22 protein-coding genes and 1 other RNA gene are annotated in these 26,323 nt (G+C 50.5%); 12 read left to right on the top strand and 11 right to left on the bottom strand.

The features are described 5' to 3' along the window. Positions 1-13 precede the first annotated feature (13 nt). Together ACHZA2_RS16200 and ACHZA2_RS16195 are read right to left on the bottom strand one after the other, a co-directional pair. Entirely contained in the window at positions 14-397 is a 384-nt protein-coding gene (locus ACHZA2_RS16200) for a response regulator (RefSeq protein ID WP_319580555.1), read from the bottom strand. Between the two features lie 24 nt (positions 398-421). Further along, entirely contained in the window at positions 422-3,550 is a 3,129-nt protein-coding gene (locus tag ACHZA2_RS16195) for a PAS domain-containing sensor histidine kinase (RefSeq protein WP_319580554.1), read from the bottom strand. Positions 3,551-3,729: 179 nt separating this feature from the next. Between ACHZA2_RS16195 and ACHZA2_RS16190 the strand changes: the two genes are divergently transcribed. Then, on the top strand, positions 3,730-5,364 hold the full coding sequence (locus ACHZA2_RS16190; protein ID WP_319580553.1) for a small ribosomal subunit Rsm22 family protein: 1,635 nt from the start codon (positions 3,730-3,732) through the stop codon (positions 5,362-5,364). A 55-nt stretch (positions 5,365-5,419) separates the two neighbouring features. Further along, complete coding sequence (locus tag ACHZA2_RS16185) at positions 5,420-7,330, top strand: tetratricopeptide repeat protein (RefSeq protein ID WP_319580552.1); 1,911 nt, start codon at positions 5,420-5,422, stop codon at positions 7,328-7,330. 19 nt (positions 7,331-7,349) lie between these two features. On the opposite strand, the gene ACHZA2_RS16180 is transcribed toward ACHZA2_RS16185, so the two are convergent. After that, positions 7,350-8,576 (bottom strand): adenosylhomocysteinase, encoded by a 1,227-nt coding sequence (locus ACHZA2_RS16180; protein WP_319537871.1) that lies wholly within the window; start codon positions 8,574-8,576, stop codon positions 7,350-7,352. 152 nt (positions 8,577-8,728) lie between these two features. Between ACHZA2_RS16180 and hisF the strand changes: the two genes are divergently transcribed. Then, positions 8,729-9,547: an imidazole glycerol phosphate synthase subunit HisF gene (gene hisF, locus ACHZA2_RS16175; RefSeq protein ID WP_319537872.1), complete on the top strand. Its 819-nt coding sequence runs from the start codon at positions 8,729-8,731 to the stop codon at positions 9,545-9,547. A 1-nt stretch (position 9,548) separates the two neighbouring features. Here hisF and ACHZA2_RS16170 read toward each other — a convergent pair whose 3' ends face one another. The 3 genes from ACHZA2_RS16170 to ACHZA2_RS16160 form a co-directional block, all read right to left on the bottom strand. Then, complete coding sequence (locus tag ACHZA2_RS16170) at positions 9,549-10,295, bottom strand: SagB/ThcOx family dehydrogenase (protein ID WP_319537873.1); 747 nt, start codon at positions 10,293-10,295, stop codon at positions 9,549-9,551. A gap of 50 nt (positions 10,296-10,345) precedes the next feature. Beyond that, positions 10,346-10,660: RNase P RNA component (gene rnpB, locus ACHZA2_RS16165), an RNA gene on the bottom strand. Positions 10,661-10,720: 60 nt separating this feature from the next. Further along, positions 10,721-12,265 (bottom strand): hypothetical protein, encoded by a 1,545-nt coding sequence (locus ACHZA2_RS16160; protein ID WP_319580551.1) that lies wholly within the window; start codon positions 12,263-12,265, stop codon positions 10,721-10,723. Positions 12,266-12,527: 262 nt separating this feature from the next. Between ACHZA2_RS16160 and ACHZA2_RS16155 the strand changes: the two genes are divergently transcribed. The 7 genes from ACHZA2_RS16155 (at position 12,528) to ACHZA2_RS16125 (ending at position 19,958) form a co-directional block, all read left to right on the top strand. After that, positions 12,528-13,094, top strand: a complete 567-nt coding sequence (locus ACHZA2_RS16155) for a TIGR00296 family protein (protein WP_319580550.1) — start codon at positions 12,528-12,530, stop codon at positions 13,092-13,094. Continuing rightward, entirely contained in the window at positions 13,094-14,551 is a 1,458-nt protein-coding gene (gene tgtA, locus ACHZA2_RS16150) for a tRNA guanosine(15) transglycosylase TgtA (RefSeq protein WP_319580549.1), read from the top strand. Before ACHZA2_RS16155 ends, tgtA begins: the two co-directional genes overlap by 1 nt. Then, complete coding sequence (gene arcS / locus ACHZA2_RS16145) at positions 14,538-16,172, top strand: archaeosine synthase subunit alpha (RefSeq protein WP_319580548.1); 1,635 nt, start codon at positions 14,538-14,540, stop codon at positions 16,170-16,172. The genes tgtA and arcS overlap by 14 nt, the downstream gene beginning before the upstream one ends. A 41-nt stretch (positions 16,173-16,213) precedes the next feature. Beyond that, positions 16,214-17,053: a sulfide/dihydroorotate dehydrogenase-like FAD/NAD-binding protein gene (locus tag ACHZA2_RS16140; protein WP_319580547.1), complete on the top strand. Its 840-nt coding sequence runs from the start codon at positions 16,214-16,216 to the stop codon at positions 17,051-17,053. Continuing rightward, positions 17,054-18,397 carry an NADPH-dependent glutamate synthase gene (gene gltA / locus ACHZA2_RS16135; protein WP_319580546.1) on the top strand — a complete coding sequence of 448 codons (1,344 nt, stop codon included), beginning with the start codon at positions 17,054-17,056 and terminating at the stop codon, positions 18,395-18,397. 3 nt (positions 18,398-18,400) lie between these two features. After that, positions 18,401-18,877 carry a ribonuclease III domain-containing protein gene (locus tag ACHZA2_RS16130; protein ID WP_319580545.1) on the top strand — a complete coding sequence of 159 codons (477 nt, stop codon included), beginning with the start codon at positions 18,401-18,403 and terminating at the stop codon, positions 18,875-18,877. Positions 18,878-18,944: 67 nt separating this feature from the next. Further along, complete coding sequence (locus ACHZA2_RS16125; RefSeq protein ID WP_319580544.1) at positions 18,945-19,958, top strand: flippase-like domain-containing protein; 1,014 nt, start codon at positions 18,945-18,947, stop codon at positions 19,956-19,958. Between the two features lie 80 nt (positions 19,959-20,038). On the opposite strand, the gene argF is transcribed toward ACHZA2_RS16125, so the two are convergent. The 4 genes from argF to ACHZA2_RS16105 all read right to left on the bottom strand — a co-directional run bounded on the left by argF (position 20,039) and on the right by ACHZA2_RS16105 (position 23,565). Continuing rightward, complete coding sequence (gene argF / locus ACHZA2_RS16120) at positions 20,039-20,947, bottom strand: ornithine carbamoyltransferase (protein WP_319580543.1); 909 nt, start codon at positions 20,945-20,947, stop codon at positions 20,039-20,041. Further along, positions 20,944-22,266 carry a phosphoribosylamine--glycine ligase gene (gene purD / locus ACHZA2_RS16115; protein ID WP_319580542.1) on the bottom strand — a complete coding sequence of 441 codons (1,323 nt, stop codon included), beginning with the start codon at positions 22,264-22,266 and terminating at the stop codon, positions 20,944-20,946. Before purD ends, argF begins: the two co-directional genes overlap by 4 nt. A 286-nt stretch (positions 22,267-22,552) precedes the next feature. Continuing rightward, positions 22,553-23,071, bottom strand: coding sequence for an orotate phosphoribosyltransferase (pyrE, locus tag ACHZA2_RS16110; protein WP_319580541.1), 519 nt, complete (start codon positions 23,069-23,071; stop codon positions 22,553-22,555). Beyond that, complete coding sequence (locus ACHZA2_RS16105) at positions 23,065-23,565, bottom strand: CDP-2,3-bis-(O-geranylgeranyl)-sn-glycerol synthase (RefSeq protein WP_319580540.1); 501 nt, start codon at positions 23,563-23,565, stop codon at positions 23,065-23,067. The genes pyrE and ACHZA2_RS16105 overlap by 7 nt, the downstream gene beginning before the upstream one ends. Positions 23,566-23,708: 143 nt before the next feature. On the opposite strand from ACHZA2_RS16105, the gene tes reads away from it, so the two are divergent. Together tes and ACHZA2_RS16095 are read left to right on the top strand one after the other, a co-directional pair. Next, complete coding sequence (gene tes, locus ACHZA2_RS16100; protein WP_319580978.1) at positions 23,709-25,172, top strand: tetraether lipid synthase Tes; 1,464 nt, start codon at positions 23,709-23,711, stop codon at positions 25,170-25,172. Positions 25,173-25,185: 13 nt separating this feature from the next. Next, positions 25,186-25,980 (top strand): ATP-grasp domain-containing protein, encoded by a 795-nt coding sequence (locus ACHZA2_RS16095; protein WP_319580539.1) that lies wholly within the window; start codon positions 25,186-25,188, stop codon positions 25,978-25,980. Positions 25,981-26,014: 34 nt separating this feature from the next. Here the strand turns inward: ACHZA2_RS16095 and ACHZA2_RS16090 are convergent, their stop codons facing one another. Next, positions 26,015-26,299: a UPF0058 family protein gene (locus ACHZA2_RS16090; protein WP_319537887.1), complete on the bottom strand. Its 285-nt coding sequence runs from the start codon at positions 26,297-26,299 to the stop codon at positions 26,015-26,017. Between the last annotated feature and the right edge of the window lie 24 nt (positions 26,300-26,323).

Raw genomic sequence — 26,323 nt, 5'->3', positions numbered from 1 at the left:
GAGGCAGATGGATTTAGAGAAGGTCGAGGTACTCATTCACAGTCTCAATGAGATCCTGTGGTTCGAACGGTTTTGTGATATAATCTATCACATACTCTTTCAGATATTCCATCTTCGTATCTGGTACATCTTTGGCAGTGAACATCGAGATGATGAGATCATCTGCATATCCCCGGTCAACGATCTCCCTGATGGTATCCCAGCCGTCCATTCCGGGCATCATGATATCCATCAAAACGACACCTTTGAATCCTTTGTCAAGAATCTCAAGGCATTCCTTGCCGCTCTTGGCAATTAATATCGGTACCGAATGCCGTTTGAAGATCGAGCGGACAGTAAACAGAATATCCTCATCATCATCAACAACCAGTATACCTTTCTCAACACTTTCACTCATTGATCCCTCTCTCCATACAGATTCCTAGTACTTCCATGCGGGTAGCAAAATAATAAAGGTGGTCCCTCTGCCAGGCCCGGGACTCTCTGCCCTGATGCTCCCCCTATGGTTTTCGACGATCCGTCTGCAGATTGCAAGCCCAAGACCAGTCGATGTTTTATCGTGTCTTGAGCGGTCTGACTTGTAAAATACGTCAAATATCTTTTCAGTCTCACCTGCGCGTAAACCCTGGCCATTATCAGCAACACGGATCTCGATCATCTCTCCTGCCGTGCTACCTGAAATGAGTAACTCTCCGTCTTTACGCTGGATATACTTTATTCCGTTTGATACAAGATTGTCTAAAAGTTCATGAAACAGGATTGGATCTGCTCCTGCGACAAGGTCTGATGGCACGGCATTGCGGGCTGTTATCCCGGCAGCCTGAAGCTCTACAGCATGGGAATTCAGAAGAGAGGTGACTACATCCCTGATCTCAACCGGTTCGATATCAGGCTTGATATCAAATGAACTCATCTTTGCAAGCTTGAGTGACTTGTCACAGATCTCCTGGATAAACCTGACATTGGTATGGATGATGAGCAGGGTTTTCTTCGTCAGTTCATCCTCTTCCTCGCTGATGAGATCTGGCAGAAGACCGAGTACCGGAGTCAGAGGAGTCCGGAGATCGTGACCGAGCTGCATGATGAACTCATCCTTCTGGGTGAGCAGTTTCATCACCTGATCAGTACGCCCTTTTACGATTCTGTCCAGATCCTTGTTCATCGCAAACAGTTGATCACGCAGGACCTCAAGTTCCACAGTCTTCTGTTCGAGATCGTGGGTGTACTTCTCGAGCTTCTTTTCTGCTTTTTTTCTTCTGGTAACATCGGTAACCACGGCAATAGAACCGGTGATTGTTCCATCAGGACTCATTGAAGGGGATGCAGAGATCTCGGTGAATATCTGCTTATTATGTCTGGTCAGAAGAGTCAGGGAGTACCGTTCAGATATTCCTTTGTTCCGGTTCGCTATCCTCTCCCTCAAATAGGGAATCTCTTCAGGTAAGACAAAGGAAGAAAATTCTTTTCCGATCAACTCTTCACCCGTGTATCCGAGAATCTCCTGCATCCTGCTGTTGGTAAAGATGGTGGCCTCCAGGGTATCGGTGATCAGGATTCCTTCATTCAGCTGCTCTACGAGTCTTCGGTACTTCCTCTCTCCCTCAATGACAAGCTCTTCTGCCTTTTTTCGTTCGGTGATATCGGTAAGGACTGTTAAAAATGTGGGTATCCCCGTGGATGAGATGATTGATGCACGAACTATGACCTGCCTGAGCGATCCATCAGCACCTCTGACTGCGATCTCATAATGAGGAACTTCTTCTCCCTGAATTCGTTGTTTCATTCCTGATATGACAACATCGTGATATTCAGGCAGTACATAGTCCAGAACATGTGTGTTGATCAGATCTTCCTGCTTATACCCGAGAACGGTTGCAGTCGCATCATTGGTCAGAAGAACCTTACCATTCTGATGCACGATGATGAAATCTGGAAGATTTGAAACAAGCAACCTGTATTTCTCCTCACTCTCCCTGAGCGCTGTTTCAGTACTCTTCCGCTTGGTGATATCTCTCCCGACAGACTGATACTCGGTTATCACACGATCCTGATCAGTGATGACCTGGTTGACCCACTGAACCCATATCGTGGTCCCGTCCCTCTTTTCAATACGGGTCTCAAGGGTACTGGCTGAAGGGCTGGCAGCCATATTTTCGAAGAATTTCCTGGTGACAGAGAGAAGATCTCCTGATACCAGATCAAATACAGGCTTACCAATGACCTCGTCAGGGGTCAGCTGGAATGCCTGATAAAAAGCCTGATTCGTGTACCTGATAATCCCTGACTGATCAAACCTTATGATGAGATCAGTCTGGCTCTCAACAAGTGAGCGGTACCGTTGTTCACTTGTAACAAGCCGGTCCTCTTTCTCCCTGAGAGTTTCGATAAGAGTTTTGAGTGACCGGACCATCAGGGTAATACTCCCCTCAAGTCTCGTGAACTCGGGACTCCCGGTGTGATGGACCGGGTGATCGAGATCACCCTTCGCGATGGAGTCGATATCATCGATGATCTGCCTGATAGGCCGGGTCAGATGACGGGTGAGATAATACCCCAACAGTATTGCAAGAAAGACGGATATTGCGGCGATGAGCAGGTGGTATTGAAATGTTGCCCGCAGGCGTGAGAGGTATGATGAAGGGTCATACCTGATATGAGCCACCGTATTAAGCATATTATCAGAGACGGTCTCATTGCCTCCTGCCTGGATGTAGATGAACCGCTCTGAAACCACACCATCTGAATCAGAAACCTCTATGTCTTTCTTTTGAGCAAATGCCCATCTGACCTTCTCTACTGTCTCATTATCCTGAACTGACTGAACGACACCTTCGGCAGAGAGTGAGCGGAACATGGAATCAAAAAGTGTTATCGATACAACTTCGGGATTCTGATCAGCTACGGATTCGGCTGCGTGAAGCAGAGAGAAGTCCTTTCTCTCATGCATGTACTCATCAACAACGATAGAGAGTTCAAGCAGATACCGGTGATCAGGTGTCGGGAGGTATGCATATTTTCGGACCACCTGGTCAGATTTAAACCCGATAACTGCTCGATCTGACCGGAACATATCCCCTTCCCTGATCCGGGTGATATCGCGATACACATCAGGCCAGGTTTTAAAGTCAAGTCCCAGGTCAGAACTGAGGGTGGAGTTTATGATGATCCCCTGATCATCGATGATGTAGAGATCAGTTTTAGGGCCAAGAGGCGAGGGCAACTCTTCTTTCAGTCTTATCAGATCGATGACCATCGGGTTCCGATCAGATGTGTTGTATGCCTCAAGAAATGGAACAAAATCCTGTTTTAGAACAGGATCATAGGTGAGTTCAAACAATCGGAGCCCGTCTGAAACCAGATGAATCGAATCGGTAAGATGCTGCTCGGTGTTATTCATCGTCAGCATCCAGTTGTTCTCAAGGTTCTGACGGGTTTCAGAGTAGGATATGACTGATATGATAGTCGTAAAGATGATGAGTGCAGCGATCATCGTGAGCATGATGAGGAACGAGAATGGAATGATCCCTGGTAACCTTCCTATTCTTCTCATCTGATTACCTCTCCTTTATCACACCGGTTACAAATAGAATTCAAACCCCATACATATCCAGCGATATCGTACAATCCCTCACGTTCTGGTATATGGATAATAATAACTCATATGGTACAAGAATATAAGGTTCACTTCAGGATTACGCAAGGATTCAGATCACACATTTCAGGCTTTTCATGAAACAAGGCAGAAGACCAGATAATACCAGGAAAGAGAAGGGAGAGCCCAATAAGAGCAGACTCTCCGGTTCTGATCCCAGGAGAAGAGAGAGAGAGACGTCCGGCTCCAGGCCGGATACTATACAAAAGAAACGCTCTGGATCTCACAAGAAAAGCCCAGCCAAATCGGATGGCCCGATACTTCCACCTCTCCTCGAAGACCTGATCTCCCGGTATATCACCGAAAAGACAGAAAAATCGTATGATGATCCGGTTTTTCTGGAACGTCTTCGTCAGGCAATCATTGCCCAGAAGGCATCGTACTGGCGGGATAAACCCGGGAAATCGGTAAAGTACGGAAGAGGATATGACATCCTCTCCTACCTCGCCTACCAGGTTCCGGTTTACTTTTCCCAGTTCAGATCCCTCCTACAGGACCTTGAGAATCAATCGGTCCTTCCAAATGATCTCGTGGCACTTGATATCGGAACCGGCCCGGGTGTTGTTCCTCTGGCCATCATCGATCTCTGGAAAGATCAGAAGAAAGGGACCCTTGATATGTATTCAATCGAGCGGTCGGCAGAACATATCGAAGCATTCAGGTACCTGACCGACGGGTATGCACAAGAGAAGCCTGGAATCAATATCCATCAGGTACTACAGGAAGACCTGACAAAGATATCAGATCTTAATCTTCCAGATCTACCGGAAAAAGCAGGGCTCATCACGTTTCAGAATGTCCTTGCAGAACTTGAACATCTGAGTATTCCTGCCAGGGCTACTATCGTCAATTCATATGCCAGGCTTCTCAGCGATGATGGATTTCTCATCATTGTTGAGCCTGCAGAACTACGACATGCAACTAGCCTGCGATTACTCCAGAAGGAACTCATCAAGAGTGGACTCCATGTCTATGCCCCATGTTCATATCTCTGGGGAAGCGGGTGTGACCCGGCCTCATGCTGGACATTCAGGGAAGACTCACCGATACAACCTACATCTCTGATGACCCTCCTTGCCGGAGAAGAGGAAGGGTACCGGTTTATTAATACAGACAGAAAGTATGCCTATGTCATTCTGACAAAGCAGCAGAAAACCAGATGCACATACCGTGTTCCGAGAAAAACCCGGATGGTCCGCCTCTCTCACCTTGAAAAGTTCGCAGGTCGTCTCATCTCTGTAGCCGGTGTCAGGATGTCAGGGGATATCGGGAACAGGGGAATGCACATATTCAAGTTCTGCGACGGAACCTGCAAAGAGCCGACATATCTGGTTCTCTCTGCCAGAAACCGGAGACCCGGTCATGCACCCCTCTTTGCATCCGGATATGGTGATCCTTTGACGATCACCGGTGTGCAGGTCCGCCGCCATCAGCAACATAAGGCATGGAACCTGGTTATCAGCCAGGACTCCCGCATCGAACCGGCTTTGTCAGCCAGGGAACACCGTCCAGGAGATCCTGCACAAAGCGATGAAGTAGAGCAGGATGATTTGTCTACTTCAATCCCAGATACAGACAAACAAGAAAGACCTTCACCGTCATCAAAGCCAGTCAAAGATAAGAAACGCAGGCCTGCTGATCAGGACGGCAGAAAAGTGAGTCGTCCATTCAACTCAAGGCGTGAAAAGCAAAAAAGGATCAGAAGAGGGTAGTAAAAATAGTTTTAAAGTGTAGCGCACCTAATTTTCTGTATACGCGAGGTTGGGGATGTCTGACGAGGATCCGATAAAGATACTAAAGGTCCGGTTTGCCAAAGGGGAGATCAGTACCTCGCAATATGAGGAGATGCTCTCATATCTCCTCGACGATGTATCAGCAATACAAAAAAATCCCGTCACTGAGACAACTGAGTTAACCCAGGACCCGGACATCAGTGAGACACTGACAACCTCATCTGAACCGTGTGTTCCTGAATCTGAAGAGGACGCAGAGATACAGACGTCAGGTGAGGTTCAGGCTGATCTGGATTACGACTCTGACGAGCCGATCGGTGACGATCCCATCACTGACGAGGGCTTTCACCCCCACCTCGCAGCAGACAGTGTAGCACAACCTGATGGCTCGGCACAAGGTGCTGGTCAGCTCCCTGAAAGCCAGTACCTTGCCGATGCCACGCTCTCAGCAGGAATTGTTGATGAGAACCGGATCCTGGAAGAGCAGATAGAGGAACTTGAGATCATTGAGGAGACCGAGGAGGGGGTCCAGGGTGAGAGACCAGCAATCCCGGGCGTATTCCTTTCAGGTCAGGATCTCGGGAATGTCTGTTATGTTACGGCAGTGAATCTGATCCATGCAGGAGAATATGACAAGGCCCTGCCATTTCTTGAAAAGAGTATCGAGATAGATCCAAACCAGTCTCAGGCCTGGCTTTATCGCGGAAGCATCCTACACAACAAGAAATCCTACGAAGAGGCACTGGTCTGTTTTGACAAAGCACTCTCTCTTGACAAAACTCAGATCAAGGCGGCTCTCTTCAAAGGCTACTGCCTCTTCAACCTTCACCGGGATCAAGATGCACTTTCAGCATTCGATCTCGTTATCTCGCAGGACAGGAGGCATGCCCGTGCATGGCTCTTCAAAGGGTACTGTCTTCAGAATCTGAAGCAGTTCCGCGAAGCCGCATCTGCTTTTACTGCAGCTACTGAACATAACCCGAAGGATATGGCAGGATATCTCCACAAAGGGATCTGCCTCTTTGAACTGGACCAGCATCAGGATGCTCTCTCTGCATTTGACAAGGTCCTTGAGCTTGACAAGAGGAACCTCTCTGCCTGGCTCTTTAAGATCCGTTCATTTATCAAGATGAACAGGTACCAGGAGGCTCTGCAGAGTTCTTCCAAGCTTATAGAGATAACACCCCGCGAGATCAGTGCCTGGCTCTCCCGTGCAGACCTCCTTCTGAAACTGAACAAGATAGAAGAAGCACTTGACGCCACAAAAAAAGCACTCGTGGTTGACAAGTGGAATGCTGATGCCTGGAACCTTCGCGGGCTCTGCTTTCATAAACTGAAGCGGTACGAACAGGCCCTTCCCTGTTATGAAAATGCCCTGAAACTCAACCCCCGTCATGCTGAGGCGATGAGAAACCGTGCCTCGTGCTTCCATAAATTAAAGCGACATGTGGATGCCTTACAGTACTACGAAGTTGCCATTGAAGAGAACCCGGACAATGTCGAGGCCTGGTTTAACCGTGGACTGATCCTCCACAAGTCCAAACAGTACGATGATGCACTGGTCTCATACGATAAAGTGATCAACCTCGACAGGTTCAACGTAAAGGCCTACTTCAACAAGGGAAAGATACACCGGGCTCTTGAACAGTATTATGAGGCTCTCCAATCCTTCACCCAGGCAACAAATGTAGACCCGCAGTTTGCAGCAGCCTGGTTTCATATGGGTCTCATCTACTCAGATCTTGTGAGGCATAAAGAGGCGATCCAGTGTTATGACCGTACGCTCAGGCTTGACCCGAAACATGTAGGAGCCCTGCTCAACAAAGGAATCATCCTTGATGACCTCGGTGCAAAACGTGAAGCGTTTGCCTGTTTCCAGAGAGCAACTTCTCTTGACCCGAGGGTTGCAACAAGTATGAAAGCAAAGGGTAAGTTCGCCCACTGATTTTAAAAAAAGACGGGATTTACGTCCCGACGTCCCAGCTGCACATGTACTGCTGCTGATCTGCACTCAGGGTATCGATCCCAAGCCCGAGTGATGCAAGCTTAATAGATGCAACCTCGCGGTCGATGCTGTCAGGCACTTCATGAACTCCGGGTCCGAGCTCGGCATGATGGTCAGCGATAAATCTTGTACCTAGAGCCTGCAAGGCGAAGGAGAGATCCATCACCTCAATCGGGTGACCCATACCTTTCGGCACTGCCAGGTTCACAAGTCTGCCTTCTGCAAGCAGGTGAATGGTACGGCCGTTGAGGAGGTAACTATGGATTCCATCACGTTCGGTTATCTTCTCGGCATGTGCATTCAGCCAGGCACCATCAATCTCAACATTGAAGTGGCCGGCATTGGAGAGAATTGCACCATCTTTCAGCAGACTGAAGTGCTCTTCCCTGATGATATCTTTGTTACCGGTTGTTGTGATAAAGATATCACCGACCTCTGCTGCCTTGGTCATCGGCATGACATGGTAACCTTCCATGTATGCTTCAAGAGCACGGCGTGGATCGACCTCGGTAACGATAACCTTTGCACCAAGCCCGGAAGCCTTACGGGCGATACCCCGCCCACAGTATCCAAACCCTGCAACTACCAGCCACTTTCCTGCAATCAGGTTGTTGGTTGTGGCCATGATGGCGGTGAGGGCACTTTCTCCGGTTCCATGCACATTATCAAAGAACCTCTTCATCGGGGTATCGTTGACTGCGATGACAGGGAACTCGAGCTTGCCCTCGTCTGCCATGGCTCGCAGGCGGTGGATACCGGTGGTCGTCTCTTCACATCCGCCGATGATCTTCTTGAGCACATCACGCCGTGTTGTGTGCATCCGGTGGATCAGATCCATACCGTCATCGATGGTGATGTCCGGCTTTGCATCCAGGACCGCATCCATGGCCTTGTAATACTCATCAACAGAGCATCCGCGTTTTGCATAACAGGTAACCCCATCAACTCTGTCTAATGCCTGGGCAACATCATCCTGGGTTGAGAGCGGGTTGCACCCGGTGATGAAGACCTTTGCACCACCAGCTGCAAGGGTTTTTACCAGGTTTGCAGTCTTTGCCTCGACATGAAGTGCCATGCCGATAGTCATCCCGTCAAACGGCTTATCTTTTTTAAACCGCTCTGCAATAGTGCCTAGCACCGGCATATACTGCCGTGCCCATTCTATCTTGAGATCCCCTGAGTCCATGATATCTTCCGTAAAACCCTCTGATCCGCCGCCCAGATAGCCGCGTCAAAGAGGAGTTTCCAATCTTCGGTATAATAAGGACGCCTGCATTATTAAAAGAATCAGATACGGAAGCATAACCCTCATCAGGTACGACAGAGGAGATCTCAGGCATGGTACTTACCCGCCGCATCATCCCGTGCCTGGATATCAAAGACGGCCGAGTCGTAAAAGGGACGAACTTTCTCGGGCTGCGCGATGCCGGCGATCCAGTGGAGCTTGCCGAGCGGTACAATGAACAGGGTGCAGATGAGGTGGTGTTCCTCGATATCACGGCATCAAAAGAAAAGAGAGGGATGATCATCGATGTGATCAGCCGTGCCGCAGACCGGCTCTTTCTTCCCCTTACCGTGGGCGGCGGAATCAGATCGCTTGAGGACATCAAACGGACACTGCGTGCAGGAGCAGATAAGGTCAGCATGAACACGAGTGCTGTGGAAGACCCCTCGCTCATAGAGCAGGGAGCACGAGCCTTTGGAACCCAGTGTATCGTGGTTGCCATAGATGTCAGGCGGAATATGAATGAGAATCCTGACGCCTCGCCTGTTACTCTCAAAGACGGTACCACCTGCTGGTATGAGGTTGTCACCTACGGGGGATCACGGCCAACCGGGATCGATGCGGTACAGTGGGCAAAGGAGGCAGAAGAGCGGGGTGCAGGGGAGATCCTGCTCACCTCAATGGAGACGGACGGAACCAAGGACGGGTTTGATATTTCGATCACCTCCCGGATATCTGATGCGGTTGGAATACCGGTCATCGCGTCAGGAGGAGTCGGAACTCTTGAACATTTTTACGACGGGTTTGTGTACGGTAAGGCAGATGCAGCACTTGCTGCAAGTGTCTTTCACTACGGGGAATTGACAGTTTCAGAGGTGAAGGAGTACCTCATAAAGAGAGATCTTCCGATCAGGCCCCCACTGAAACGATAGATCACTCTTTTCTTCTTCCCACCGTCGCCATGTAGATGCAGAACTGTTCCTTGCCATCGATGCCAAGTGCACAGTTTATCTCATCGTCCCGGTACGAACCGATGGCACAGGTACCGCACCCGAGGGCGGCCCCGATAAGATAGAGATTCTGGCATACATGCCCTGCTTCAATAAACAGGTACCGCCATCCCCTTGATCCAAATTTCCAGAGGATCCGGTCAGGTACAGCAATCCAGAGAAATGCGACCGCTGACTTCTGCACAAGCTCCGGCCTTCTGCAGGCTGCAGCGATCGCTTCTCCTCCCCCGACATGGCAGGTCTCCCTGACCAGGGCATGATCAAGCGGAAGGTAGCGGTAGATTCCGGGCTCTATTCCCTCAACCCGGTTTACAACGATATATGACTCGAACGGATGCAGTGCACCAGCAGACGGAGCATTACGAAGATGAGGCGCTCCTCCTGCTTCACTAACTCCCTGTGTATAGTGGAGCATCAGCGAGAGTTCCCATTTCATGAGGGGTTCATCTGAGTAGTCGCGTACCGTGCGACGCATCTCCATGGTATCGCATAAAAGCACGGGATCCATCGGAATATCAGATGGCTTAGGAAGGACGATCAGGTTCTGTGATGGTTCACATGTACCACAGACCTTCGGACTCCCGGCTGCGGTCCCCGATGTTGGTACGGACTCCTGCAGACGGGTCTGATCAAGAAAAGAGCATCCAGTATACCAGGCCGGTGTCTCCATATATAGCAATAGCCGCACCAGCTACTTGAATCGTTCTCAGAAGAAGTATTGAGTGGGAGGAGTAAGCCCCCTTCTGTTCATTGCGGCATTCAGCTTAGCGCCGAACCCGGGCAGACACCGGGCTGTCTGTATGCCCTGTTCCGGCTTGCACCCGCAGGGATTCACCGTTCCATCGACTCCTGCTCTTCGACGCTCTGCAGTTTGGTTCTGCATCATAACTCTGAGCAGGCCGTGTCGTTTCTGTGCCATAGCCATGACTCTCGCCATCCCCGAGTGAACGAGGCTGCGTACCCGATTGGTGGGGGGACTTTCCTCAGCTGCCCGTCTGAAACAGACAGGCTACCGTCAGCCGCACACTCCCTCTCACCTTATGGGTTATCTGTACTTGCTGAAGAAGCTCACCAAAAAAAGATGAAGAGTGAGGGTTATTCGATGGTGAGATAGATAGCAGCTTTTGCAGATGATGCAGTCTGATCCGGCTTTCCATAGAAAAATGTGACTTTATCGCCTGATTTGATCTTCCTGATATTGAGTCCATCAGTTCCCGGATTTGTATAATGCTGGAGTGTGACATCGTTCACCTGTACAAACCAGGCCTCGTCTCCATACTGATAATCACCGATACTGTCGATAGCAAGGATATTTCCTTTTCTCATTCCCTTGTCATTAATGCTCATGGATGGGATCTTCCCGTCGGTCTTGAGGAACTGGAGCAGCCCGAGCGGAGTGTCGGCTCCGACATCATAATCCACGTCTGAACTTGCAGTAACATTCAGATTGCCAGACGGAAGATTTATTGAACCGTCATAGAGAACGTGCTGCCCTGACTTGCTGATGTTAGCCGAGGATGCCGGTTGTTCTGTTGAGGATGTCTCCGGCTCTTTGGTAGATGAGGGAGAGATAGTATCTGTTGAAGTGCTCGTTTCTGTTTCTTCAGGAGTTATCTCTGATGACTCTTCCGAATCACCATAAACCGGCTGATTTGGATCTTTTGTATGCGAAGCAGGTGTCACGTGAGCAGTTGCATTGGTGTCTTTTTCTGAACCTTCATGCACAGGCTGGTTCGGATCCTTCGATGGGGAGGACGTAGATTCAGAGGTGACACCGGATTTCTCTTCACCATCGTCATACACAGGCTGGTTCGGATCCTTAGATGGGGGGGACGTGGATTCAGAGGTGACAACAGACTTCTCTTCACCATCGTCATACACAGGCTGGTTCGGATCCTTAGATGGGGAGGACGTGGATTCAGAGGTGACAACGGACTTCTCCTCACCATCGTCATATACGGGCTGATTAGGGTCTTTATCGGAGGCCACAGGTTTTTGTGTCTGCTCTGGTGTTGCCGTCTGCGTCGTAGATATCGGTGTTTGAGTTTTCGTTGGTGTTATCTCTACCGTCGGAGTTACGGTTGGTGTTATAGTACTGGAGACAACGGGTGTGGATACCGGTGTTACTGGTACCTGGGTTGCTGTCACATTTCCTGTCTTCACCTGACTCACTGAATCAGACTGGGCGCCGATGGTAATTCTGATAGAAGATGAAGCATCACGGGATGACTTGGTCGGATTTCCGAATGCAAAGATGATCTTGTCTCCGGTCTTTAATGGAAACGTATTGAGACCCTCCTCTGTAGGGAGCAGGTAATCCTGAAGCTGTTTCTCATTTACCAGAACAAACCAGCTGTCTTCTCCGGAATTGACATAATTATTAATCCCGTCAAGGGTCAGGATGCCCCGTTTGGTGATCAGTTCATCCCCGACCTTATATGTATCAATGATGTCGGTTCCTGCCAGGGCCTGAATAACTCCAAGAGGGGTCATTGCGGGAATCTGGTAGAGTTTTCCTGACACCGCTTTTATCGAGACTACTCCATCCCCGGAAGGGATTGAACCACTGAAAATCTCAGTCTGACTGCCTGTTGCAGGTGTCGACTGGTTGCCATCTGCAGATGCAATGAAAGGTATCATCGCACATATGCAGAAAAGAGCAAGAATGCCCGGTATGTTTAAATAGAGCCGCATGATCGTCCATCACTCCAGAATACTGCTGGCAGATCTGAATAGAGTGTAGTGCTTCATTTCCTATAAAGTATCAACAAAATTCCAGCCTCTGTCCGAGAACAAAGGCACCAATCACTCAGAAGAGGTTCCAGGTCTCTGTGATCATGACATCCAGAACTCCGGCGTTCACGCCGGTATTTATATCCTCACAAGAGCCGCATTACTCGGCATGGAACTGCTCACTGCTGATGAGGGCAGACTCGCTCTCACATATGCACGGAGTGTATTGCATGAGCATATCGCCGGGACACTGTTTACAGAACCATCCTGGCCGGCAGTCTTCTCTGAGCAACGGGGGGTATTTGTGACACTCACGATCCACGGAGACCTTCGGGGTTGTATCGGGTTTCCCTACCCGGTTCTTCCACTTAAGGAAGCGATTCATGATGCAGCATGCAGTGCTTCAACAGGAGATCCACGTTTCCCCCCGGTGAAACCCGAAGAACTGTCACGAATTGCAGTGGAGGTCACCATCCTTACCGAACCCAGGCTGCTTGAGGCTGCACCTGACCAACGTGATAAGACAATCGAGGTGGGAAGACACGGCCTTATCGTGAAAGGATACGGGAGATCAGGACTCCTCCTCCCGCAGGTCCCAATCGAATGGGGATGGACCACGCGGGAGTTTCTTGATCATACCTGTAATAAAGCCGGACTTCCTGCCAAGTCATGGCTTGAAGCCTCTGTGCAGGTATTTACCTTTGAAGGACAGATATTTAGCGAGAAACACGATTAATGGCGCTTTCATTTGAGATTCTTGAGAAGGATATCGCCGGCAGGATAGGCCGGCTCTCCGACGGAAAAAAGACGTTGAAGACACCTGCTCTTCTGCCGGTGATAAACCCCCACCTGCCGATCATCACTCCCAGGGAGATGCAGGATATGGGAGTGCAGGCCCTGATAACAAACGCATACATCATCTCACGCAGCAGTGAATTCAGAGAGCGTGCTCTTGCAGAGGGTCTTCACGCCATGCTTGACTTTGACGGTCTTATCATGACCGATTCTGGATCATTCCAGCTCTCGGTATACGGGGAAGTGGAGATCTCCAACCAGCAGACCATCGAGTTTCAACAGGCGATAGGTTCTGATATCATCGTCCCTCTGGACATTCCGACCCACCCGGATACAGAGCGTGAACAGGTGGAACAGGAACTGGCAATAACCCTCGACCGTCTGAGAGAGGCCAGCGGCTTTGCTGATCATGCACATCACACGCTTGCCGGTCCGGTCCAGGGAGGACTCTTCGAGGATCTCAGGGAGAAAGCAGGACGGGAGATATCAGAGATGGGCCTCAGGTTCTGCCCTCTTGGTGCCGTCGTACCACTAATGGAGACATACCGGTACAAAGATCTTGTAAGGGTGGTCATGGCAGCAAAACGGGGACTCAAACCCGGGATCTGTGTTCACCTGTTCGGTGCAGGCCATCCGTCCATGTTTGCTCTTGCGGTTGCCATGGGATGCGATCTCTTTGACTCAGCAGCGTATGCCCTGTACGCCAAGGCTGGTCGTTACATGACCACACACGGGAGTTACCACCTGCATGAACTCACATATCTTCCCTGTGCCTGTCAGGTCTGTAGTACTCACACAGCAGAAACGCTTCAGAAATCTTCGGATAAAGAACGGCTGCTCGCCCTTCACAACCTGCATGTTACTCTTGCCGAGATCAACAGGATTCGTCAGGCTATCAAAGACGGTGTGCTATGGGAACTTGTCGATGAGCGGTGCCGTGGTCACCCGCAACTGCTTCGCGGATACCGTGAACTGCTCACCTTCGGAGAAGAACTGAAGCATCAGGACAGAGTCTCAAAGCGGCGGTTCTTCTACAAGGGAACTGAAAGTTGCCTTCGCACAGAAGTACTCAGGTACCACGACATGGTCGAGAGGTTCGAGGTCGGGAAGAAAGCTCTGATCACCTTCGACCAGAAGGTCCACGCCGGGTATGATGCAGTCTTCTTCTTTAAACCGCCATTCGGCCCGTACCCGCCTGAACTCTCAGAGACATTCCCGATAGGTCAGAGCGAGATCCCTGACTGGGACAGAGAGATGGTCAGGAGCGGGTGCATCGGGATCGACCGGCTTGCAAAAGCAAATCCTGACACGAAAATAGTTGTCCGGTGCCGGTCGTACTGGAAGGATATCATTGAAAGCACTGCCCCGGGTGTGGAGGTGGATCTTGAGGACCTGTGAGTTTACAGCACGTGACGGGACCGGCAGGGCTGGAAGACTCCGCATCGATGAGACCGAATACCTCCTTCCCTGGGCTGGAGATATCAGTTCATTATTCCCTGCCCTTGCAGAGCGAAGGCTGGATGCCCTGTTCCCATCTGATAATCTTGAGTTTGTAGAGAAATATTTCATAACCGACGGCAAGCAGCCGATTCCGGTTCATATCCATCATCCAGATGAACTGAAGAGTGGAGACGCGGTCATAACCCCGAACTGGCACACGCTCAATAACCAGCCACGGGATTTTATCAGACACCTGCAGATCCTGAAAGAACGTATCCCCCCTGACACCTGCTGGTATTACCCGGGCGGTGCTCTTCCAGAGAATGTCGCAATCCTGGTTCATGCAGGATTTGATCTCTTCGATTTCACAGGGGTTGATCTCAAGGCGGTTCAGGGAAGATTCTGCCTTCCTGATGGTGATTACCCGGAATCTGTCATGGAAGAAGGGCTCTGCCCGTGCCCCGGATGTCAGGCAGGCGATCTCAGGGAGCATAACAGGTATGCACTCAGACAGGAACTTGCACTGATTCGAACCCGGATCCGTTCAGGGACATTCAGGGAGTTTCTTGAAGGACGGGTGAGAACGCGTCCGTCATATGTCTCGATCATGCGTCACCTTGATCGAAGTCCTCTAATGGAGCAGCACACACCAGTGACCCGTCCGACTCCGTTCATTGCATCATCAGGCGACAGCATTCACCGTCCGGAAGTAAAACGGTTCGCAGAACGGCTGCTCACCAGGTATATTCCTCCCCTCACAGATGTGGCAGTTCTTCTGCCTTGTTCGGCGAGAAAACCCTACTCACTCTCACAGAGTCACCACAAGTTCACGCAGGCGATCAGCAGACGGGCCCACGAGCTTATTCTCACCTCCCCGCTCGGACTTGTTCCCAGGGATATTGAACTTGTATATCCTGCTGCACACTACGATGTGCCGGTGACCGGGTACTGGGATCACGAAGAGCGGTTCCAGATCGCTGATACGCTTGCAAAGTACCTGATGAAGCACCAGTACCGCAGGGTTATCGCACATCTCGATGGTGATGCACTTCTTATTGCCAAAGATGCTGCAGATCAGGCAGGAGTATCCCTGGAGTCTACCTGTTCATCTCATCCGACCGACGCAGATGCACTCAGACAACTGAGCGAGGCACTTACCGGTGAGAAGAAGGTGAAGAACCATCTGCTCAGGGGAATGGTCTCGATGCAGTTCGGATATGATCTCCGCATTCCCGGCCTTGAGGTGAAGGGATCATATCCTGAACTCATCGTGAAGAAAGGAAGACAGCAGATATTCTCTCTCGAACCTACAACAGGTATGTTACGACCAACCTTTGACGGATGGGGCATGATAGAGACCGGATACCGTGTGTATATCGACGACTTTGTTCCCCAGGGAGACATTCTTGCACCAGGTGTTGTTGAGGCAGATCCTGCAATCAGGGAAGGCGATGAGATCCTTGTCGTTGGTGAGAATGCAATGGCAACCGGCAGGGCAGTGATGTCAGCTGATGAGATGATCAGGTCACATCGTGGAGTAGCAGTTCGCGTGCGTAAAGTAAAGAAGTTGAACGGGTAATAAATAAGGCACACGAGCAGCTTTCCGGATGTGACATATCTTTGTATACAATAGAGAAGACGCACGAGATAGCAGATAAGATTTTTGAAATCTGGGTCAAGGCACCGCATGTTGCACGAAACGCACAAGCGGGCCAGTTTGTGATCATCCGCACCGACGAGACCGGAGAGCGGATACCCCTCACCATCTCCCGCGCCTCCGGGGACCTGGTCAGGATCGTTTTTATGGCAGTGGGAAAGACCACCCACGCCCTCGCAGCAATACCAGCAGGCGATTCCATCGCTGATATCGTCGGCCCGCTCGGACACCCGAGCGAGATAAAGTCATGGGGAACCTGTGTCATCGTCGGTGGTGGTGCAGGTATATCCTCAACCCCGTGCATTACAGAGGCTCTTAAGAATGCAGGAAATCAAGTCATCGGGATCATCGGAGCCAGAAATGCAGGAATGCTCATCTTCGAGGATGAGATGAGAGAGATCTGTGACGAACTGTTTGTCACAACCGATGATGGATCAAAGGGTCGTCACGGATTTGCAGCAGATGTCCTAAAAGAGATCATCGCAGACCGGAAGATCGATGCAGTCTGGATCATCGGACCTGCGATCATGATGAAGATCACCTCGATGGCAACAAAGGACAAAGGTATCAAGACCTTCGTATCCCTGAACCCTATCATGGTAGATGGCACCGGGATGTGTGGATCGTGTCGGTGCCAGGTCGCAGGCAAGACCGTCTTTGCCTGTGTTGACGGTCCGGAGTTTGATGCCCACGAGGTTGACTTTGATCTGCTGATGCAGAGGCAGCGCTACTATATGGATCAGGAGAAAGAGGCACTGGCACTATGGAATCAGCAGGGATGTGCATGCAAGGGGGGTAACTAAATGGGAGACCGTCAGGCAGATGTCAGGGTTCACGACTTTCTTGAGGTTGACACCGGTCTCTCCGCAGAGGAGGCAGTTGCAGAGGCCAACCGGTGCCTTCAGTGCAAAAAGCCTGCATGCGTGGATGGCTGTCCGGTCAACATTGATATTCCTGAATTCATAGCAGAGATTGCAGAGGGAAAGTTCGCAGAGGCGGCAGCATCAATAAAGACCCAGAACATGCTCCCGGCCATCTGTGGAAGGGTCTGTCCCCAGGAGACCCAATGCGAGATTCTCTGTATTCTTGGCAAGAAAGACAAACCTGTCAGGATCGGCCAGCTCGAACGGTTCGCAGCCGATGAAGAGAGACGCACCGGCATAAAGCCCCAGGTTAAAAAACCATCAACAGGGAAGAGGGTTGCAGTAGTCGGTTCAGGTCCGGCAGGAATCACGGCAGCCGGAGAACTGGCACGCGAAGGCCATGTAGTTGTCATGTATGAGTCACTGCACCTTCCGGGCGGGGTTCTGACATATGGAATTCCTGCATTCAGACTTCCCAAGGATGTTGTGAAGGCAGAGCTCGATCAGGTACTCTCACTCGGTGTTGAGGTAAAACTCAACCATTTTGTCGGGAAGAGTGTCCCACTCGCCGAACTTCTTGAGTATGATGCAGTCATGCTCGGAACCGGTGCAGGCCTCCCGTACTTCATGAATATTCCTGGTGAACATCTCAACGGTGTCTACTCTGCCAACGAGTTCCTCACCAGGGTGAACCTGATGCATGCAGACCGCTTCCCAGAATTTGACACCCCGATCGCAAAAGCCAGCCGGGTTGTTGTTGTCGGAGGAGGAAACGTGGCTATGGATGCGGCACGGACTGCACGACGGATGGGGGCAAAGGTAACACTCGTATACCGTCGCCGAGCCGAGGATCTTCCCGCACGGCTTGCAGAGATCCACCATGCAGAAGAAGAAGGGATCGAGTTTGTGACCTGTGCCAACCCGACACGGATTCTTGGCGAACAGGTGGTGACCGGTGTTGAATGTATCAGGATGCAGATGTGCGACCTTGATGCCAGCGGCAGACCGGCAGCAAAACCGATCGACGGAGATACTTTTACGCTCGACTGTGACGTGGTCATCCAGGCAATCGGCCAGGGCCCGAACCCGGTGCTTGTCCGCGAGATAGATGGCATTGAACGTGGACGTGCAGGAAACGTTGTTGCAGACGGGGACGGAAGAACCGCTCATCCAAAGATCTTTGCAGCAGGCGATGTTACAACCGGGGCTGCAACGGTTATTCTGGCGATGGGTGGGGCAAAGAAAGCTGCACAGAGCATCTGTGATTATCTGGCTTCCAGGTAATCCATGTTCAATCATGCTGACCGGCCTGATCTGGAAGAGGTGATCGGGCACACCTTCGCTGCACCCGGGATCCTGAACCGGGCGCTCAGCAGAAAAGCATACTGCCAGGAGCAGGGCCACCCGGACACCGGACACATGGATGCTCTGGCAACTCTTGGTGACGCGGTGATCGAACTCCTGATCCTCACCAGGCTCGTTGAGCAGGGAGGAAGTAATAAAGGCGAGATATCAGTACAAAAAATGGATCTCGTCAACATGTCCATCCTTCGAAGAGCAGGAGAAACAATTCATCTTCATGAGTATATTCACTGGGGAAACGGTGAGAACAGAATGCATATCTGGTCGTCAGGGCGTGTTCTGGCAGAATGTATCGAGGCTCTGGTCGGGGCAGTGTACCTGGATGGCGGTCTTTCTGCTGCCGGACATGTTATGGATAATATCGGCCTTTTTCCCACCGAAACGGAAGGGAAACCGGAATAAGATTCATAAAAGAGATATACCAGCCGGGTACAACTAATTCAGTTTTATATCAATACCAGGAGACGCAATGGATAAGAGCCAGAAGAAATGGGTGTATATCTCAATCGGGATCAGCGTAGTTATCCTGGCTGTGATGGTGGGTTCCACATTCAACGAAGAGACGCTGACCTACCTGCTCCACATGAACGTCTTCTTCCTGATGCTTGCACTTGCACTCAGGTTTGTCTCATTTGCCCTCTGGGCTCTCCGTATCCAGAAGATGTCACTCTCGCTAGGATACAAGGTGCCATTCTCCCACTGCTATAACATGGTGGTTGCCAATCTCCTTGCCGGTGCTCTCACGCCCGGTCAGGCAGGAGGAGAACCAGTCAGGATCCACGAACTCTACAAGGCGAAGATGTCTGTAGGCGATGCAACTGCCGTGGTGATCATGGAGCGTGTTCTTGATGCGGTCATGCTCGTAGCGCTCAGCATCTGTAGTCTCTTCATCATGGGCAGCGTCATCTGGACGCTCTCAAGCGGGATCATCTTTGTGATCTTCTTCTCCTTGTTCCTGTTGATCTTCTTTATCCTTCTGCTTCTGTATGCTGTCAGGTACCCGGATCCGGCAAAACGGATGGTCATGCGTTTTCTTCACTGGATAGAGATAAAGATGAAGAAACCGTCATTTCAGAAGATCATCACCCGGACCGATGTGGAGTTTGACAACTTCTGCTCAGGGATCAACGCTTTTGCAAAACACGGGAAGTCAGGGTTCATATGGGGATCGGTCTGCACCATCCTCTTCTGGTTCTCTGAGTTCGTGGTAGCTTCAGTGATCCTGATGGGACTCGGTCTCCCTCCTGCAGTCTGGGAGTCTATGCTCGCCCAGATCATCATCGCCCTTGTGAGCATGATCCCGATCACTCCGGGAGCATCAGGAGTAGCCGAACTCTCGGCTGCCTCACTCTATGCCCTCTTCGTCCCGACAGCAGCCCTTGGTATCTTCATATTGCTCTGGCGGCTGATCATGTTCTATCTCAACATCGTCTTCGGGTTCATCTCAACGATGTTCATCTTCAAGCGTGAGATAACAGAGTAAGAGTCTGGTAAGCGGGTCGTTTAAGACCTGGACCTGCTCTGCGTATCGCGACGAATCCGGAAAAAATAGATCCTATTTTTTCAGGCCAGAAGCCTGAGCAGAAGTGCCTTCTGTACATGCAGCCGGTTCTCTGCCTGATCCCATACAACACTCCGGCTGCTGTCCATCACCTCATCGGTGATCTCGTATCCCCGGTGTGCAGGGAGACAGTGCATAACAATTGCCCCGGGTTTTGCATGGTTCAGAAGGTCCATGTTCACCTGGTACTTACCAAAGATCTTCTCACGCTCCTGGGTCTCCTCCTCGTGACCCATCGAGACCCAGGTATCGGTCATCACAACATCGGCATTTCTGACCGCTTCAATCGGATCGGTACCAAGTTCTATGACAGCACCTTCACTGCGTGCCATCTGAATAAACTCACGTGATGGTTCGTAGCCGGCCGGGCATGCAATCCGAACCTCCATCCCGGTGAGAATTGTGCTCAGGATCAATGAGTTACAGACGTTGTTCCCGTCTCCAACCCAGGCAATGGTGACTTTCTCTATCCGGTGAAGGTGCTCTACGATCGTCATGATGTCTGCCAGGATCTGGCAGGGGTGCTCACAATCAGAGAGACCGTTGATGACCGGGATATCGGCGTGGACCGCAAGCTCGGTCACACTCTGGTGCGAGTTTGCCCTGATCATGATGGCTGAGACAAATCTGGACATCACCCGGGCGGTATCGCGGACAGCTTCACCTCTTCCGAGTTGCATATCCTTGGGGTTGAGGAAGAGGGCATGACCTCCGAGTTCATACATGCCAACTTCAAACGAGATTCGTGTCCTTGTGGATGACTTCTCAAAGATCATCCCGAGCGTCTTCTGTGAGAGATGCGGAGGAAACACCCCGACCCTCCGCTCTTCCTTGAGCCTGCGGGCGGTTGCTATCAGTTCGCCAAGTTCATCCCGGGAGACATCAAGAATCGAGACAAAATCTTTTTTCATCTGATCTCCTGCATGTGGCTGATCCTCTTCTTCAGGACATCCATGGTCCCGACGTCCCGGCGGTGTCTGACCGGGCCCTGAACCGCTGATGCTGCATCCTCTGCGATCTTCTCAGCCTCTTCCAGCGTATCACCGATACCAACATATGCCATTGTCCGTGAAGACTGGGTGATCAAATGTCCGTCTTCCCTGACAACAGATGCGTAATAGAGGAGAGCAGATCCGGCATCTCCGGTGGTAATCCTGTCACCTGCATGCGGATTGTCAGGGTATCCCTCTGGAACAATGTACTTACAGACGGTCGCCTTTCGTGCAAACGATACCCGGGTAGCATCAAGAGTCCCGGATGTAACTCCTCTGACAACATCACCAATGTCTGATTCGAGCAGACTGAGCACATTCATCGCTTCAGGATCTCCGAACCTCGCGTTGAACTCGATAACCATCGGACCTTTTGCAGTATTCATGAACTGGCCGTAGAGTATACCGGTGTAGGGTGTTCCCTCAGCTGCTAGGGCAGCGATCACGTCATTCATGATCCCAAGAGCCAGATTATATTCATTATCGGTGATAAAAGGCATCAGGTGATCAGGAAGCGTGTACGATCCCATACCACCGGTATTCGGACCGGTGTCGCCATCAAAAGCACGTTTATGATCCTGAACTAGTGGCATTGGGATAAGATGATTTCCATCTACAAATGCCTGGAGGGTGAACTCCTCACCGATGAGCCGTTCTTCGATAACAACCCCACCGTTGATCTCACGGATGTACTCACAGGCTCCTTCAAGATCAACATGCTCACCCATGATCCTGACACCTTTCCCTCCGGTGAGTCCTATCGGTTTGATGGCATAGTCAGAGGAGGTTGTCTTCAAAAATGCAATCGCCTCATCAGGACCCGGGAAGATATGGTACCCTGGCAGACCCGGGATATTGTACTGCTTCATCAGGTTCCGACAGAAGGCCTTGTCGGTCTCTATTCGTGCAGCCATCTTCTTCGGCCCGACACAGAGCACACCAGCTGCGTTCAGGGAGTCCACAATTCCTGCTTCAAGGGGAACTTCAGGACCGATAAATGCGTACCCGATCTGGTGTTTAGTACAGAAGGCTGTGATCTCCCGGGATGCTGTCTCCCTGGTGATCAGATATTCTTTTGAAAGAGCAGCAATACCGGGATTGATACGTGACATCGCTGCGTACACGACGATGTCACGGCCTTTTGAGAGAGCCTGTGCTATTGCATGCTCTCTGCCTCCGCTCCCGACGACGAGGACCTTCATCTGCTGTCCGCTTTCCTGATGAGTAGTAGTATTCATGCGCTATCTTCTGGATTTTTTGATATCAACCGGGAACAGCAATAACCCGGAAATACAGAGCATCATTGTGTATAAGAGTAACACGTGGACGACAGCTGCCAGATCAGATATATGATGCAGTTGCCTGCCTGATTTTCTGTCTGTGACTATTTGTCGGCCATGCGTAATTACCCTGACGATCTTTCGTTTACCCTGCCTTCTGAATTTCATCAGAAGAGGTAACGAAGATTATTGAGATCATAAAGGTGGAAACGGGTCAGAACATACACTGATAGCAGTTCTGTTATTAGTTCTGTACCAGTTCACTCTTGGAGACAAGGGGTGTCAGCCGTATTCCAGCCTTTGATAGCGTCTCTTCTGCTCCTTCACCCCGATCCACAACAGAGATTATATCGGTGATAACACCGCCTGCCTGTCTGATCTGGTCGACACCAAAGAGGGCAGATCCCCCGGACGTGGTCACATCTTCTATCATGAGGACTCGTTTTCCTTTCACGTCACCGATGATCAGTGAGGAGAGCCCGTGTGTCTTCTGTTCTTTCCTGATGATCACATACGGCTTCCCACTCTCAAGTGATGACGCGACAGCCAGGGGAACACCACCGACAGCAACCCCCGCGACAACATCCCAGTCAATGTCCTGATTCATGACAGATGCTGCGATCGCTTTCAGGATGTCAGGATGTGTCATTGCCATCTTGATATCAATATAGACAGAACTCTTCTTTCCTGAAGCAAGCGTAAAATCACCAAAACGAATGGCATCAACCTGGATCAACAGATCTTTAAGACTTTTTTCTACCATGGAACGTCTTTCACTCCCATTTTGTATCCGATAATATTTACCACCCGGTGCAGCACCGGGGTGATAATAAGAATCGTAATGATCACCGGTAGCGTGAGGAAGGAGAACGCAAAGGCTGGATCGCCGATGAAGAGGAAGAGGAATGCACCAGCAACGAAATCATACTGGTCAACAAATGGCCAGCTCCCTCCACGTTCAATGCCGGCTCTTCGCTTGAAGAAACTCTTCACCATGTCACCTGCAAGTGCTCCGGTTGCAAGAAGAAAGACCGGAAGGATACTCATCCGTGGAAGTGCAGAGAAAGCAGGATACCCCTGCGCCATAATCTGAAGCAGACCAACGATACAGCCACATGCCACTCCCCCGCAAAACCCTCTGATGGTTTTTCCGTCTCCGAGAATTCTTTTTCCATCACGCCAGCTACGTCCGCAGTCAATAGGGATTCCCCCGCCAACAGCGGCTGCTGCCGAATTCGGAACATATGCAGGGAGCATCACCCAGAAGGCTGATGCTATGATAAGAAGGAGATCGAAGATTATAGATGCCCACTCCTGAATAAATATAAGCGTCTAATCTGCATAAATAACAGATACAAGCGTTCGAACCTGTTATCCTCAAACCTGTGGTGGGTGATATGATACTTCTGAAAAAGACAAAGAGTCTCTGCCCTGAATGCAAAAAAGTTCTTGATGCTGAAATCAATGAGCGGGAGGGGCAGATATATATTGATCGCACATGCCCTGAGCACGGTTCGTTCTCGTTTCTGTACTGGGATGATGCTGATCTGTACAAGCGTTTTGATGAATACAATATTACCGGTAATGGTCTGGATAATCCTCAGATAACCACTGATATCAGCAACTGTCCAAATGACTGTGGAATCTGTAATCACCACCACTCAACAACACTGCTTGCCAATATCGACCTGACAAACCGGTGTAATCTGAACTGTGAGTTCTGTTTTGCGAACGCCAGGGCCTGCGGGTATGTATATGAACCAACCTTCGAGCAGATCAGAGGAATGCTCCAGGTACTTCGTTCAGAAAAACCGAACCCGGCTCCGGCAGTCCAGTTCGCTGGCGGGGAGCCGACCATGCGGGAGGATCTTCTTGAGATCCTCCGTATGGCAAAAGAGCTTGGATTTCTCCAGGTCCAGCTCGCTACCAACGGCATAAAACTCGCATCTGATCCGGATTATGCACGACAACTCAAGGAAGCCGGGCTCCAGACTGTGTATCTGCACTTTGACGGAGTTACAAAGGAGACCAACTTCAAACTTGTGCATGATCTGAAGGCCGTTGAGAACTGTAAAAAGGTCGGACTCGGGATCGTCCTGGTGCCCACGATCATCAAGACAAAGAACGATCACGAGGTCGGCGGGATCGTCCGGTTTGCAACAGAGAATATCTCGGTGATCAGGGGTGTCAACTTCCAGCCGGTCTCATTTACCGGTGCAGCCAGCCAGGAGGATATCGCCAGAGAACGGATCACCATCCCTGAACTTCTTGACCGGATCGAATCACAGACAGACGGAGCCATCCTGAAGGAGGATTTCTATCCTGTGCCATGTGTTGTTCCGGTCTCTGACTTTGTCGAGGCATACACAGGAAAATCGCAGATAAAATTCACAGCACACCAGCACTGCGGCGCTGCAACCTATATCTTTGTCAGGGAAGAGGGTATGGTTCCAATTAACCGGATCGTTGATGTGGATGCGTTCTTCAACTCGATTGAACAACTGACACGAAAACTTGAGAAGAGCGGTACACTCTCCAAGAAGATGGTTGCAATCAACGGGCTGCGTGAGTTTTACAACCAGTTTAAGGGTGACGAGAAGAATAAAGGACTTGATGTCTGGAAGATCCTGGGAAAAACCCTGATCACCCATAACTTCGACTCCCTCAGATCGTTCCACTGGAATGCACTCTTCATCGGCACGATGCATTTCATGGATAACTACAACTATGACCTGGACCGGGTGAACCGGTGCTGCATCCATTACGCCACACCTGACGGGAAACTGATACCCTTCTGCACCTACAACAGCGGCCCGGTATACCGCGAGCAGGTATGGAAGAAGTTCAGCCAGCCGGCAGAATAACCCCTCTTTTATTATGATCACGATAATTCCAAAACCAACCGATATTCCATCTGATAACTCTACCCGCATGGTGTTGGATGAACTTGACCGGATGGGAGAACCATACCGGGCAGTCTTCCTTGAAGCAATGGATCCGTTCTCATGCGGGATGGAAGGAGAGACCATCTGGGCCTGCGGTATCAGACAGAACGGACACAACTTCGAGGCACTCTCTGCCATCGCCCTCCATAACAGGGTTATCAATCCACCAGAAGGAATCGTCACCTGCGCAAGCAAAGTGAAGACTTCGGCCCTTCTGATGAGAGACAGGGTTCCAACACCTGAAACATTCTTTACCGAGTCACGTCACCTCGCTGGAGAATTTATCAGAAAGCATGGGAAGGCGGTCTCAAAGCCGGTGTACGGATTTGACGGAGTGGGGATTGTCCTTGTAGAATCAGAAGAGCAACTCGGCGCTCCACCATACTACCTGCAGGAGTACATCCCGAACGACCGGGACTTCAGGGTCTTTGTGATTGACGGGGAAGCAGTCGGGGCAATTATGCGTGTATCAGACAGCCTGACCCACAATATTCATCAGGGAGGATGCGGGAGTGCAGTCTCCATCACTCCTGAGATCAATGACATCGCATCCCGGGCTACCAGAAGTGCAGGAGTGGACTATGGAGGAGTTGATCTTCTGATTCATGACGATTCGTACACTGTTCTGGAAGTGAACGGGACACCAAACTGGCATTGTATGGAGGCTCCAATCCCAAGGCTTCTGGCCGAGTATTTGGTCGGACAGAGAAAACAAGAAAAGCAGTAAACCAGTGCTAATAACATGTGGACCCAATCAGGGGTCAGGATCCACACTCGATCTCCTTCAGAGCTTTTTCAGCCATCTCCTGCATACGGGATGACATATGGGCAGTTGAAGGATTCTCAATATCTTTCATCGCTTTTGCGATAGCATTTCCCAACACAAATATCGCGTATTTGTGCTCCACTTTGCTCCGGTGAATCTGTGTAGGAGTTATCTTCAGCGACTCGTACTCACTAAAGTCAGAATCAGGGTTATTCTCCTGAAGATAATCCTTCACGTCGATGAGCATCTGATGGAGTGAGATCAGTTCCTCTTTATGCACACTATCACTCCTCATTTATACATT

The organism is uncultured Methanospirillum sp., from assembly GCF_963668415.2.
Lineage (GTDB): Archaea > Halobacteriota > Methanomicrobia > Methanomicrobiales > Methanospirillaceae > Methanospirillum.
Note: the sequence above shows the minus strand (reverse complement) of the source record. Positions and strands in the feature narration are given on the sequence as shown.

Coding starts and splice junctions, on each gene's coding strand:
- ACHZA2_RS16200 (WP_319580555.1), bottom strand. CDS start 397: ATGAGTGAAAGTGTTGAGAAAGGTATACTGGTTGTTGATGATGATGAG.
- ACHZA2_RS16195 (WP_319580554.1), bottom strand. CDS start 3,550: ATGAGAAGAATAGGAAGGTTACCAGGGATCATTCCATTCTCGTTCCTC.
- ACHZA2_RS16190 (WP_319580553.1), top strand. CDS start 3,730: ATGAAACAAGGCAGAAGACCAGATAATACCAGGAAAGAGAAGGGAGAG.
- ACHZA2_RS16185 (WP_319580552.1), top strand. CDS start 5,420: ATGTCTGACGAGGATCCGATAAAGATACTAAAGGTCCGGTTTGCCAAA.
- ACHZA2_RS16180 (WP_319537871.1), bottom strand. CDS start 8,576: ATGGACTCAGGGGATCTCAAGATAGAATGGGCACGGCAGTATATGCCG.
- hisF (WP_319537872.1), top strand. CDS start 8,729: ATGGTACTTACCCGCCGCATCATCCCGTGCCTGGATATCAAAGACGGC.
- ACHZA2_RS16170 (WP_319537873.1), bottom strand. CDS start 10,295: ATGGAGACACCGGCCTGGTATACTGGATGCTCTTTTCTTGATCAGACC.
- ACHZA2_RS16160 (WP_319580551.1), bottom strand. CDS start 12,265: ATGATACCTTTCATTGCATCTGCAGATGGCAACCAGTCGACACCTGCA.
- ACHZA2_RS16155 (WP_319580550.1), top strand. CDS start 12,528: ATGGAACTGCTCACTGCTGATGAGGGCAGACTCGCTCTCACATATGCA.
- tgtA (WP_319580549.1), top strand. CDS start 13,094: ATGGCGCTTTCATTTGAGATTCTTGAGAAGGATATCGCCGGCAGGATA.
- gltA (WP_319580546.1), top strand. CDS start 17,054: ATGGGAGACCGTCAGGCAGATGTCAGGGTTCACGACTTTCTTGAGGTT.
- ACHZA2_RS16130 (WP_319580545.1), top strand. CDS start 18,401: ATGTTCAATCATGCTGACCGGCCTGATCTGGAAGAGGTGATCGGGCAC.
- ACHZA2_RS16125 (WP_319580544.1), top strand. CDS start 18,945: ATGGATAAGAGCCAGAAGAAATGGGTGTATATCTCAATCGGGATCAGC.
- argF (WP_319580543.1), bottom strand. CDS start 20,947: ATGAAAAAAGATTTTGTCTCGATTCTTGATGTCTCCCGGGATGAACTT.
- purD (WP_319580542.1), bottom strand. CDS start 22,266: ATGAATACTACTACTCATCAGGAAAGCGGACAGCAGATGAAGGTCCTC.
- pyrE (WP_319580541.1), bottom strand. CDS start 23,071: ATGGTAGAAAAAAGTCTTAAAGATCTGTTGATCCAGGTTGATGCCATT.
- ACHZA2_RS16105 (WP_319580540.1), bottom strand. CDS start 23,565: ATGCTCCCTGCATATGTTCCGAATTCGGCAGCAGCCGCTGTTGGCGGG.
- ACHZA2_RS16095 (WP_319580539.1), top strand. CDS start 25,186: ATGATCACGATAATTCCAAAACCAACCGATATTCCATCTGATAACTCT.